The organism is Streptomyces sp. MS191, from assembly GCF_008042125.1.
Classification (GTDB): domain Bacteria; phylum Actinomycetota; class Actinomycetes; order Streptomycetales; family Streptomycetaceae; genus Streptomyces.
The window spans coordinates 1-11554 of the sequence record NZ_RDBI01000030.1 but is presented as its reverse complement, the minus strand read 5'-3'; the positions used below and the strand labels follow the sequence as shown (position 1 = coordinate 11554).

General features: G+C 73.5%; 14 protein-coding genes and 2 pseudogenes. 8 read left to right on the top strand and 8 right to left on the bottom strand.

What is annotated here, in order from left to right:
• The first annotated feature begins 176 nt into the window (after positions 1–176).
• Positions 177–617 carry an OsmC family protein gene (locus EAO71_RS03425; RefSeq protein WP_147976270.1) on the top strand — a complete coding sequence of 147 codons (441 nt, stop codon included), beginning with the start codon at positions 177–179 and terminating at the stop codon, positions 615–617.
• A gap of 110 nt (positions 618–727) precedes the next feature.
• Here the strand turns inward: EAO71_RS03425 and EAO71_RS03420 are convergent, their stop codons facing one another.
• Complete coding sequence (locus tag EAO71_RS03420) at positions 728–1420, bottom strand: RraA family protein (RefSeq protein ID WP_147976269.1); 693 nt, start codon at positions 1418–1420, stop codon at positions 728–730.
• 182 nt (positions 1421–1602) lie between these two features.
• Between EAO71_RS03420 and EAO71_RS03415 the strand changes: the two genes are divergently transcribed.
• The gene (locus EAO71_RS03415) at positions 1603–2391 is read left to right on the top strand and encodes a metallophosphoesterase (RefSeq protein WP_147976268.1); all 789 of its coding nucleotides are present in this window, start codon (positions 1603–1605) and stop codon (positions 2389–2391) included.
• A gap of 40 nt (positions 2392–2431) precedes the next feature.
• On the top strand, positions 2432–3016 hold the full coding sequence (locus tag EAO71_RS03410) for a DJ-1/PfpI/YhbO family deglycase/protease (protein ID WP_147976267.1): 585 nt from the start codon (positions 2432–2434) through the stop codon (positions 3014–3016).
• 145 nt (positions 3017–3161) lie between these two features.
• On the opposite strand, the gene EAO71_RS03405 is transcribed toward EAO71_RS03410, so the two are convergent.
• From EAO71_RS03405 to EAO71_RS03390, 4 genes are all read right to left on the bottom strand, one after another.
• The gene (locus EAO71_RS03405) at positions 3162–4607 is read right to left on the bottom strand and encodes a carboxylesterase/lipase family protein (protein ID WP_187282542.1); all 1446 of its coding nucleotides are present in this window, start codon (positions 4605–4607) and stop codon (positions 3162–3164) included.
• A 303-nt stretch (positions 4608–4910) separates the two neighbouring features.
• Positions 4911–5249: a nuclear transport factor 2 family protein gene (locus EAO71_RS03400; RefSeq protein ID WP_147976280.1), complete on the bottom strand. Its 339-nt coding sequence runs from the start codon at positions 5247–5249 to the stop codon at positions 4911–4913.
• Between the two features lie 125 nt (positions 5250–5374).
• Positions 5375–5905 (bottom strand): GNAT family N-acetyltransferase, encoded by a 531-nt coding sequence (locus EAO71_RS03395; RefSeq protein ID WP_147976266.1) that lies wholly within the window; start codon positions 5903–5905, stop codon positions 5375–5377.
• 302 nt (positions 5906–6207) lie between these two features.
• Positions 6208–6579 (bottom strand): cupin domain-containing protein, encoded by a 372-nt coding sequence (locus EAO71_RS03390; protein ID WP_147976265.1) that lies wholly within the window; start codon positions 6577–6579, stop codon positions 6208–6210.
• Between the two features lie 450 nt (positions 6580–7029).
• Here EAO71_RS03390 and EAO71_RS03385 point away from each other — a divergent pair, with 450 nt between their 5' ends.
• From EAO71_RS03385 to EAO71_RS03365, 5 genes and pseudogenes are all read left to right on the top strand, one after another.
• Complete coding sequence (locus EAO71_RS03385) at positions 7030–7422, top strand: VOC family protein (RefSeq protein ID WP_147976264.1); 393 nt, start codon at positions 7030–7032, stop codon at positions 7420–7422.
• A gap of 272 nt (positions 7423–7694) precedes the next feature.
• Positions 7695–8138, top strand: coding sequence for an SPW repeat protein (locus EAO71_RS03380; protein ID WP_147976263.1), 444 nt, complete (start codon positions 7695–7697; stop codon positions 8136–8138).
• A 219-nt stretch (positions 8139–8357) separates the two neighbouring features.
• On the top strand, positions 8358–8711 hold the full coding sequence (locus EAO71_RS03375) for a DUF805 domain-containing protein (RefSeq protein ID WP_147976262.1): 354 nt from the start codon (positions 8358–8360) through the stop codon (positions 8709–8711).
• Between the two features lie 61 nt (positions 8712–8772).
• Positions 8773–9528: pseudogene (locus tag EAO71_RS03370) on the top strand (ATP-binding protein); the annotation flags it as partial.
• A 182-nt stretch (positions 9529–9710) separates the two neighbouring features.
• A complete protein-coding gene (locus EAO71_RS03365) occupies positions 9711–10289 on the top strand; it encodes a YdeI/OmpD-associated family protein (RefSeq protein ID WP_261991973.1) in 579 nt (192 codons plus the stop codon).
• A 60-nt stretch (positions 10290–10349) separates the two neighbouring features.
• On the opposite strand, the gene EAO71_RS03360 is transcribed toward EAO71_RS03365, so the two are convergent.
• From EAO71_RS03360 to EAO71_RS03355, 3 genes and pseudogenes are all read right to left on the bottom strand, one after another.
• A complete protein-coding gene (locus EAO71_RS03360; protein WP_261991972.1) occupies positions 10350–10865 on the bottom strand; it encodes a GNAT family N-acetyltransferase in 516 nt (171 codons plus the stop codon).
• Positions 10866–10873: 8 nt separating this feature from the next.
• Positions 10874–11032, bottom strand: coding sequence for a hypothetical protein (locus EAO71_RS37455; protein WP_187282540.1), 159 nt, complete (start codon positions 11030–11032; stop codon positions 10874–10876).
• Between the two features lie 37 nt (positions 11033–11069).
• Positions 11070–11554: pseudogene (locus EAO71_RS03355) on the bottom strand (hypothetical protein); the annotation flags it as partial.

Here is an 11554-nt window from a genome sequence, read left to right as displayed (position 1 = left end):
AGCCGATCGTGCCGTCCGGGAGCACCGCCTCCACCGCGGCCCCGTGCTCGACGGTCCGGCTGACGGTGCAGAACTTCTCGTGGGTGAGTCGGACCGGGCCGCGCGGGCGGTCCACGCCGCCCTCCCCGTCCCTGTGGGCCGCATCTGAAGGTCGTACCCGAAGGAGCACCGCCGCCATGGCCGAGTACCGCATCGAGACCGTCCGCGACGGCTACCGGAACTGGACCGCCCGCAACGACCGGGGCGCGGAGGTGCGCATCGGCGCCGCGGACGATCCGGACGTGCAGCCGTCGTTCACCCCGGTGGAACTGCTGCTCGCGGCGATGGGCGGCTGTGGCGGCATGGTCGTGGACCGCACGGCACGCGCGGTCGACCACGACGACCTGCGGATCGTCGTGGAGTCGGTGACGGAGCCGGAGGACGACGGCCGGCTGGGCCGGATCCGGGTCAGCTACGAGTTCGAGTTGCCGGAGAGCAACCCGCGGGCGGCGGAGGTCTTCGCACGGGCGGTCCGACTCACCCACGAGAAGTTCTGCACCGTCAGCCGGACCGTCGAGCACGGGGCCGCGGTGGAGGCGGTGCTCCCGGACGGCACGATCGGCTTCCGCGCGGGCTGACCACCGACGCCGGTCCGCGGGCGCGCCCTGCGCGCGTCGACGTCCGGCCGGGCCCGCGCGCCCGCTCTCGCCCGACGCGCCCCTGCGCGGCGGGGGCCCGCGGACGCCCGCTACTCCTCGATCGCACCGCCGATCCGGCGCAGATGCTGCCGGAAGGTGTACGAGGGTTCCGCGTCCCGGCGGGCGAGGTAGTCGCCGAAGCCCGTCTGCGCCCGCAGCGTCTCACCGGACCTGATCCGGCGCGCCTGTTCGCGCTCGGTGCGGAAGAGGACGCGGGCCGTCTCCAGGACGGACTCGACCCGGGCCTCGGGGACGAAGACGACCCCGTCCTCGTCCCCGAAGACGATGTCGTCGGCGGTCACGAGGTGGTCGCCGCAGCGGGCGCTGTGCAGGGCCTCGGGCTCGCGCGCGTCCACCCGTACCGGCCCCGGCGAGTGGCGTCCGTAGGAGAAGACGGGCACGCCGATCTCGATCAGGTCGGCGGTGTCGCGGTGCAGGCCCCAGACCACCAGACCGGCCACCCCGGCCGCCTCGGCCTCCAGGACGGCGAGGTCGCCGACGCACGCCTCGTCACGGCGGCCCGCGTTGTCGACGACGAGGACGTCGCCGGGCTCGGCCCGGGTGAACGCCTCCAGGAACACGTCGACGCTGCCGTAGTGCCGTGCGGGCAACACCCGCCCCGCCAACCGCTGTCCGGGCACCACGGAGGCGATGCCGGCCGGGGCGACGCGCAGCTCCTCGCCGAGACGGACGCAGGCGTCGGCGATCAACGGGGTGGAGAGCTCGGCGAATTCCTTCAGCATCGGGATTCCGTTCTCTGGGGATGGCGCCCGGATCCGGGCGCCCTGCTCCGCGGGGGCGATGGTATCGCCGGGGCAGGCCACCGATCCGGCGGTGGACCGGGCGTCCGCCCGGCGCGCGCAGTACGTTCACGCCGGACGCGGATGCCGTCCGTGCCCGCCCCGCCGAGGAGAGGTCCACCACCGTGACAGTGATCGCGCACCTCAGTGACATCCACATCGACGGCTCGCCCCGCAGCGCGGCGCGGACCCGGGCCGTCATGGCGTACCTGGAGACCCTGGACTTCGACTTCGGCGCCGTGGTGGTCACCGGCGACATCGCCGATCACGCCCTCCCGTCGGAGTACCTCCTGGTCCGCGAACTGCTCAGCACCCGCCACCCGTTGCTCGTCTGCCCGGGCAACCACGACCGGCGCGACGTGTTCCGCGAGGTGCTCCTCGGGGCGCCTCCCGTCCCCGGGCGCCCCGACGCCCCGGTCAACCAGGTGCTGCGCGGCGACGGCTTCGTCCTCGCGCTCGGCGACTCCTCCGTGCCGGGGAAGGACGAGGGCTTCCTCGAGGACGAGACGCTGGAATGGCTGGAAGGGGTGCTGGACGAGACGCCCGACGGTGTGCCGGTCCTGGTCGGCTTCCACCATCCGCCGACCGCCCTGGGCATGCCGTTCGTCGACGGCATCCGCCAGTTCGGGGAGCGGCGCCTCGCCGCGCTCGCCGAGCGCCGGCCGGAGATCGCCGCCTTCCTCTGCGGGCACGCCCACACGGCGGCCGGCACGGTGTTCGCGGGGCGGCCGCTGATCGTGGCCCCGGGCGTGATCTCGACCGGGAAGCTGCCCTGGGAGCCGTACGCCCACCCGGCCGACCACGTGTACCGGGACGAGATGGCGCCCTCGCTCGCCTTCCACGTCCTCGACGACGAAGGCCGGATCACCACGCATTTCCGGAGCGTTCCCGTTTGGGACCGCTCCACGGGGTGACTCGCCGGGTGACGGCAGTGCGGAAGGAGAGGAGACGAACGTGTCTCTCGACGGCACGCATGTCCTGGTCATCACGACGAACTACGGCACCGAACAGGACGAACTGATGCAGCCCGTCGCCGCGCTCCACGCGGCGGGCGCCCGGGTCACGGTGGCAGCCCGGGCCGACGAGCCGGTCCTGACGCTGATGTCGGACCGGCGGCGGGGTGACGTGGTGATCCCGGACGGCTCGTACGCGGGGATGTCCGCGGACCCGTTCGACGCGGTCGTCGTGCCGGGCGGCACCGTCAACGCGGACCGTCTGCGGACCGACCCGGAGGCGCAGCGGCTCCTCACGGAGGTCGCCGCCGCCGGCAGGACGGTGGCGGCGATCTGTCACGGACCGTGGCTGCTCGTCGACAGCGGGCTGGCGCGCGGCCGGGAGCTGACCTCGTACCCGTCCCTCCGGGCGGACCTGACGAACGCGGGCGCCACCTGGCGGGACCGGAGCGTCGTCATCGACGACTCGGGCGGCTACCGGCTGATCACCTCACGCAGGCCGGCGGATCTGCGGCCCTTCGCCGCGGCGATCGTCGAGGCGCTCGCCGACACGTCCGCGCGTCGCCGGGAGCGGCGGGCGGGGTGACGGGAGCGCGCAGTTCAGCTCGGCGGGCGAGGTCACCTCGCGGGAGCCGCGGGCTCGGGCCCGACGAGATCCGCGGGGAGCCCGGCGTCACGCGCCCCCACCTTTCCCCTCCCCCGCCGCCGCACCCGTGGCGGCGGGCGGATCGTCACACCTGCCAGATCGCGCGGACCCGGTGCAGGGGGTCGTGGGCCACGTGCGGCTCGGTGTCCCAGACCATCGTGGCGCGGTCGGCGGCCGTGTAGCGCGGCCAGCCGGTGCCGGGGTCGAGGTCCCGTACGAACGAGACCCAGGCCCGGTGCACGGCGTCGGCGAGTGCCCGCGGCGGATGGTCCCCGGCGGCCGCCGTCACGCCCTCGGCGTCGAGCAGGTCGAAGGCGAACGGCAGGTCCAGGCAGTGGAAGGCGGTGCCCTCGACCGGTGACCTCCAGGCGAACTCGTAGAGCCAGGTCGGCCGTTCGCGCGCGGCTCGGGCGTCCGCCACGGCGAGGGACGGAGCGCGGAAGGTGGCGTCGGTCAGGGCCTGCCCGAACAGACGGTCGGGGTCGACGTCGGTGTAGGCGCCCGCGAAGGCCGCCGCCCGGTCCGGGGGCAGGCCGAGGCCGCCGAGCAGCACCGGCAGCGGCGGGCCCTCGGGACCCGGGCCTGGCAGGCCGTTGAACTCGTGCGCGGTGAAGCCCAGCATGAGCGGGACGTCCGCGCCCGCCTCGCCGGCCGTCAGGGCGTCGAGGACGGCCTCCGGGATCAGCTCGCCGTCGGCGAAGGGCGCCAGCGACAGCATCGGCGGGAGCCCCTCGCGGTCGGGGCCGGGAGCGCCCAGCCGGTCCTGGAGGTCGAGAAGTTCCTCGTCGCCGAGCTCCCGCAGCGCCTCGGCCGTGGCGGGCAGGCCGGTGCGCGCGGTGAACAGGCGGGAGGCGGCGCGGGCGACGTCGGGACCGTCCGGCCGCATCACGGCACCGGAGACGGAGAGCGCGGCACGGAACAGGCCCTGGGCCGCGGGCACCGCCAGCAGGGTCTGGACGGCGCCGCCCCCGGCCGACTGCCCGGCGACGGTGACCCGGGCCGGGTCCCCGCCGAAGCGGGCGATGTTGTCGCGGACCCATTCCAGGGCGGCGATCCAGTCGCGGACGCCGCGGTTGTCGGGCGCGTCGTCGAGGTGCAGGAAGCCCTCGATGCCGAGCCGGTAGCCGAGGGAGACCAGGACGACGCCGTCCCGGTTGAAGGCGGAGCCGTCGTACCAGGGGCTGGCCGCCGATCCGGCGACGTAGCCGCCGCCGTGGATCCACACGAGCACCGGCAGGGGCGCCTCGGGGGCGGTGTCGGGCGTGAAGACGTTCAGGTTGAGCACCCCGTCCCCCGGGACGGAGGGTTCGGGGATCGTGGTGACGTCGGCGAAGGGGCGGCGCTGGGCGGTCGGTCCGTACGCGGTGGCGTCCAGCGGCTCGGTCCACGGCTCCGGCGGTACGGGCGCGGCGAACCTGAGCACGCCGACAGGCGGGCTCGCGTAGGGGATGCCGAGGAAGCGCAGGCTGCCGTCGGCGCGGCGCTCGCCGCGGACGGGGCCGCCGGCGGTGTCGACCAGTGCGGTGATCATGGGGCGGTGCCGGCTCCTGACGCGTCGCGGGACGCTCTCGATCGGTTCGACGATCCGGCGGCGACTGTCGTCGGACGCGTGCCGGGGTGCTCACGCCCTGGGCCGGCGAGGCGTATCGGCGGGGTCGCCGGAGTCGTCGAGGACGCGCCCAGCGTCCGGCCGGGAACCGGTGGAGTCAACATCCGGAGAGCAGAAGTGACACGTGTCACTTACGCGTGTCACCCCTGCTCTCACAAGGCCGGCGCGGCGCGGAACCCGCCGCGGGGAAGGGCCCGGACGGCGGCCGACCGGCCGGGGGCCCGCCTACGCCCCGTCGCCGGACGGCGCCGGGACCGGCGTGGCCTGGTGGTGGTACATCCGCCAGGTGGCGTCGGCGGCGCGGCGCCAGAGCGAGCTCCTGCGCGCCCGCGCACCTGCGATGACCGTCTCGTAGGTCACCAGGACGATTCCGGGCGCCAGAAGGGCCCCGGCCATGCCGGACGGCCGGTAGCGCGGCCCGGCCGGCGCGCTGCCGGACAGTTCGGGCAGGGCGGCGAGCATCTCCTCGTACGTCCAGCGGCGCCCGGACGCGCCGACCTCCACGAACTCGGGATCCAGCAGCTCCCGCGCGAGCGCGCGGGAGGTGCGGACCTCCGGATCCATCAGCCGCAGCTCCCCCGCGACTGCGGCGGCGATCGCCTCCTGGGCCTCCTGGCCGGGGGCTTCGGGCGGGCGCCGGAAGGACGATCCGCCGGGAGTCCGGCCCCGGTCGCCGGCCGCCTGCTCCCTCACAGGGCGATCCAATAGCGCCGCTTGAGCCCGATCTCCGTCTGGCGGGTGTCCTCCAGGACGCCGCCGTTGCGCTCGATCGTGCGGGCGGAGGCGACGTTGTCGTCGTCGCAGGTCACCAGCACGCGATCGATCCCCAGGGCGCGGGCCTCGGGCAGGACCGCGCCCAGGGCCCACGTGGCGAGCCCGCGGCGGCGGGCGGAGGGGCGGATGCTGTAGCCGATGTGCCCGCCGGCCCGCAGGAGGAAGTCGTTGAGCCGGTGCCGCAGGTCGATGGCGCCCATGTACGCGCCGTCCTCCACGATCCACCAGTGCGTGGCGTGCACCCATCCCTCCGCCAGCGGCCGGGACGGATCGGACTGCTCCCGCAACCGTCCGACCCAGGCGGCGAACACCTCGGGGCTGGCGAAGGCGTCCTCCCGCACCAGGCGCATGCCGGCACCGTCCTGGTGGGCGCCGGGGTTCCACTCGGCGTGCGCCTCGAGCCACGAGGCGTGGAGACCTGCCGTGGGGGCGATCAGTTCGGGCATGCGGGCGACGATAACAGGCCAACGGGCCTGATGATCAGGGCCTTTTCCGGCCGGACGGTACGCGTGACCGGGGCGCCGGCACGGCCGGACCGCACGCGTGGGCCGACCCCTGCGCGCAGCCTGGCCGTACGCGTGCCGGGCCGGGTGCTGCTCGCCATGGTGAGCCACCAGGGGGCCGTGTGAGCGTGAGGGCGGCGTCCTCGCCGGGGTGACTACGCGGGCGGTCTCCGCCGGGGTGAGCGGCGGCGTCCGTCCGCATGCGCGCGAGGCGCAGCGGCGGCGGAGCGGTCCGGGGCCGGTGGTCAGCCGCCGGCGCGTACCGCGTAGTCGCCGAAGCCGACCCAGTCGAGGGCCACGCACGGTTCGTCGCCGAGCACCCAGGCGTCGTGCCCCGGTGCCACGGCCATGAAGTCGCCGGGACCCAGTTCGGCGGTCTCGCCGTCGTCCATGACGACCTTCATGCGGCCGCTGACGACGTATCCGACGTGGGCCGCCTGGCAGCTGTCGGTGCCGGCGATGGGCTTGACGTGCTTGGACCACTGCCAGCCCGGCTCGAACACCGCGCGGCCCACCGCGCCGCGCTCGGTGGTCACGAGGTCCAGCCGCCCCTTGCCGTCCTCGAAGGGACGGGTCTCGTCCGCGGAGTCGAAGCTCCTGGACACGATTCCGGTCATGTTCGTCCGCCTCCCGGCGGTGCAACGCGCGCGCCCCGAGTCCACCTTCCAGGCTACGCCGGGGGGCCGGGCACGGCCCCCGGCCGGAGGACACCCCGGAGCGGCCGGCCCGGTGGGGGCGCCCTGGCCGGGAAGCGCCGTTGCCCGCCGGGGCCAGCGCCCGATAGCCTGTTCGACATGACTGCCGGGTCGGCCATGGGCCGTGATCGAGTAAGGCACCCGGCCTTGGTGTGACCGCCGCCGGGCGGGCCCGAGGCCCTCCTTCGGTCGTCTTCCACGCGTCGCCGCCGCCCTCGCGAGGCACGCGCACCCCGCCGCGTACGCGCACCATCGTGCGTGCGCGTCCGCCGCCGACGGGCCGGTCCCCTCGGCGCACCGATTCAGGAAGACGCCCGGCATGCCCCCGCACGTTTCGTGCGCCGCGCGGCATGCCCTTCGAAAGGACCCTTCGTGGCCATCGAGCTAAACCACACCGTCGTTCACTCGCGTGACAAGCAGGTCTCCGCCAGGTTCCTCGCCGGCATCCTCGGCGTGGAGGTCGGCGCCCCGTTCGGGCCGTTCGTGCCTGTCGATCTCGACAACCGGGTGACCCTCGACTTCTACGAGGACCCCGAGCTGACCCTCGTCCCGCAGCACTTCGCCTTCCTGGTGCCCGAGGAGGAGTTCGACACCATGATCGCCCGGCTGGAGGTCGCGGGGGTGACGTACTACGCGGATCCGCACCACTCCGACCCCGGCCGGGTGAACCGGCTCTTCGGCGGCCGGGGCGCCTACTTCGCCGACCCGGACGGCCACAACATGGAGATCATCACGCGCCCTTACGCGCGCCCGGGCGCGGCCTGAGCGGAAGCGGAGGCCGGACCACCCCCGGCGGCGCCGTACCCGTCACGCCCGGGAGCCGTTCCGCCTTTCCGCCGACGTCCACCGGCGTCCGCCGGAGTTCTTTGAAACATCACTCACTTTGGCGGTTCCCCGCATATCCGGAGTCCGTTTTCTGTACAGATCCCTTATCGGACAGATCTACACATAAAGGCTGGATAAGCGCACAATGAAACCGCGGCACAGTTGCCGCGAACGCGGTCAGACGCGCAAGACGCCAGAAGGAGGCGAGTCGCATGGCCGACGTCTCTCACCGTCCTGGTGATATCAGGGGACACCCCGACGCACCGGAAATGCGCGAACGTTACTCGCGCATGCTCCAGACGCGAGGCGTGGCGGCAGTAGAGGAACTGGTGATCCTCGCCGGCATCTACGCCGCGGTCTCCGCATGGACGGTTCACTTCGCAGCAGCGGAACCGGAACTCGCGATCAGCAACCTGATCGTGGGCATCGCCCTCGCGGGCCTGGGACTGTGCATGTCGATGGCTCCCGACCGGTCCCAGGACCTGAACTTCGTCGTCCTGCTGCTCGGCGCGTGGCTGATCGTCTCGCCGTGGATCGTGGCCCAGGACGCCGGAACCGGCGCGATCCTGAGCAACGTCATCACCGGCGCGTGCGTCTGCCTCTTCGCCCTCACGGCAGGCGGCCTGCTCATGAGCAAGTCGAGAAAGTCGGGCTGACGTACCGAAACCACCCCCGGCGGCGCCGCGTCCTCTCCATCAGGACGCGGCGCCGCTCTTCGTGTACCGCCACGCCGAGGGCAAATCCACCCACACCGCCTCTCAACGCCCCCTCCCAGATAACGAATTGACCCACGCAGTTTCGGCCACATAAGTTCTGCGTAAGCTTGCTCCACAGGGACAGGCTCCCGTATGCATCCCAGTCCTTGGGGGGACAAAGTGAACTGGTACCTCGACGTTCTCAAGAAGTACGCGGTGTTCAGCGGCCGTGCGCGCCGCAAGGAATTCTGGATGTTCTACCTGTTCAACATCATCGCGCTGATCGTGCTCTCGATCATCGACGCTGTGATCGGCATCCAGCTCCTGAGCACCATCTACGTTCTCGCGATCATCATTCCGTACCTGGCGGTCGCCATCCGTCGTCTGCACGACACGGGCCGCTCCGGCTGGTGGCTCCTCATCGCCCTGATCCCGCTCGTCGGCTCGATCATCCTCATCGTGTTCTGGGCCACCGACGGTGAGCAGCAGCAGAACGCCCACGGCCCGAACCCGAAGCTGGCCCCGGCGTACTGACAGCACCTCGTACGCAGCCCCCGGAAGGATTCCTTCCGGGGGCTTTGTGCATCCCGCGCCGCTGCCTCTCGCCGACCGGGAGCGCGCGGCGCGGCACGGAGTGCGACCGCCCCGCGCCGTGGGCCTGTTCGGCCCGCCGGGCACCGGGAAGACGACGTTCGCCCGCGCGATCGCCTCCCGGCTCGGCTGGCCCTTCGTGGAGATCCTGCCGTCGCGCCTCGCCGACGAGGGGAACCTCGCGGCGGCCCTGCGCTCGGCGTTCGCGAGGATCGCGGAGCTGGAGCGGGTCCTCGTCTTCATCGACGAGGTCGAGGAGATCGCGCCCGTGCGCGCGGAGCCCGCCCAGCCCGGCGGTATGCACGGCGTGACGAACGAGCTGCTCAAGCTGATCCCCGGCTTCCGCGAGCGCGACGAGCGGCTCCTGGTCTGTGCCACGAACTCCATCCGCTCCCTCGACCCGGCGTTCCTCCGTCCGGGCCGATTCGACTACCTCATCCCGATCGGGACGCCCGACCGGCTGGCCCGGACGGCGATCTGGTCGCGCCACACCGACGGCCGCCCCGACGTGAAGGTCGACGAACTCGTCGCGGCGAGCGAGCTGTTCACCCCCGCGGACATCGAGCACGCGGCCCGGATCGCCGCCCAGAACTCCTTCGAGCGCGATCTGGGCGCCGGGTCGCGGGGCAGCTCCGAGGAACGCGCGCCGGGGGCGGGCACCGCGGACTACCTGGAGGCGATCGCCCAGTGCCGGCCGACCGTGACGCCGGAGATGATCACGCAGTTCGAGTCCGACATCACGACGCACGCCCGCTTCTGACCCGGGGGCCGACGTGAGGCGGCCGCGGGGCCGGGACGGGGCCGCGGGCCCGTCCCCCTCGTGTGCGCGGGAGGTGATCGCCTGTCACCGGATCCGGCAAGTCGCGGCCGTTCCCGCCGTGTTGTCCATATCGTGGTGATCATCCGTTGCACGACGTACACGAACAGAGGGGGACTGGTCCCGTGGAGCAGTTCGAGGGGCTCGAGCTCATCACCGTCACGAAGACCGCGGATCTGGAGTCCTGGCTGGAGACCCACCACGCCGACACTCCCGGGGTCTGGCTGAGGATCGCCAAGAAGGGCAAGGGCGGCGAGTCGCTGACGATCCCGGAGGTGCTCGACTGCATGCTCTGCTTCGGCTGGATCGACGCGACGCGCAAGGGCGGCGACGGGGTCTACTACTACCAGAAGTACACGCGACGGCGGCCGCGGAGCCTCTGGTCGATGGTGAACGTCCGCAAGGTCGAGGCGCTGGAGGCGGCCGGCCGGATGCGCGAGCCGGGTCTCAAGGAGGTGCAGGCGGCGAAGGACGACGGCCGCTGGGCCTCCGCCTACCCGTCGCAGGCCGAGGCGACGGTCCCCGACGACCTGGCGGCGGCTCTGGCCGCCGACGACCGGGCGCGGGCCTTCTACGAACAGCTGGGCAGGACGGACCAGTACATGGTGATCCTGCGGTTGTGGCAGGCGCGCACGCCCAAGGGGCGGGCGGACAGGCTGGCCCGGATGGTGGGGCTCCTGGCGACGGGCGAGAAGGTGCGCTGACGCGGCAGGCACCGGGGCGGCGCGGTCCGGTCCCGCTCCGGGTCCGCCGGGCGCGGCCGGTCAGCGGCGCCTGCGGTAGAGCACCTGGTGCGCGTCGAACTCGACGAAGGACGCCGTGTGGATCATGCCGACGGCCTCCAGGAGCCGCCGCGAGCGCACGTTCGCCTCCTGCGTCACGGCGACCACGCCCGGTGTGCTCTCCAGGGCCTGTTCGACGGCCGCGGCCACCGCCTCACGGGCGTAGCCCCGCCCCCAGTGCTCGGGCAGGAACTGGTAGGAGACCTCCGTCTCGCCGTCCCGCGCGTCCGGCTCCACCGTCACCAGTCCGAGCAGCACACCGTCCGCGGCCCGCACGACCGCGTGGACGCCCGGTGCGCCCACCACCCGCTGCTGCCGGATGCGCACGATCCGCTCGGCGACCGGGCCGCCCAGGTGGCGTCGCACCTCCGGGTCGGTCCACAGCCGGGTGACGGCCGGCACGTCGCCGGTCCGGACGGACCGCAGCAGCAGCCGCTCGGTGGTGACGGTCGCCGCCTCGGGGCGGTGGCCTGCGGCTGGCGCGGAGGAGGTACCCATGCCTCCGATCATGGCAGCCCCGACCGGCCGACCGGGACCGCGGCCCCTGCGGCCCAGCCGCCGAGGGTCGCCGCCACGACCGGCCGGTCGGCCGCCGTCGGCTCGTACGCCGGGACGGTCGCGGTGCCGACGTCCTCGTGACCGCCGGAGGGGACGACACCCTCCACCGGACCGCCGGTTCGCGATCCGCAGGCACCCCCTGGGTCAGAGCAGCCTGCGCCGGATCGCCTCCAGGGCTCCGGCCCGGCGGCCCGGGACCCGTTCGCGCAGCTCGACCAGCGCGGGCGCCAACTCCCGTGCCCGGGAGGTGTCCTGGATCTGCTCCCACTGGTGGTGCGCCCGGTCGACGGCACCCTCGACGTCGGGGTCCCCGGGGCCCTGGCTCAGCCCGAGCCTGGCCTGGGCCGCGGAGATCCACAACTCGCTGCTGCGGGCGGGCTCCCCGGCCAGGCGCGCCAGGTCGGCGCGCACCTCCATCCAGTGCACCGCCTCCTGCGACCGCGCGCCGTGCCGCCGCAGCGCCTCCTGCTCCCAGGCCACCGCCAGCGCCACGGCCTCCCCGTGCCGGCCGGCCTGCGCGGCGCCGAGGATCGCGGGGTGAGGGTCGTAGCCGCCTTGCGCGGGGGCGACCGGCTGCGGCGCCGGAGTCGCGACGGCGGCCGGTCGCCCCCGCGCAAGGCGGCTACGAC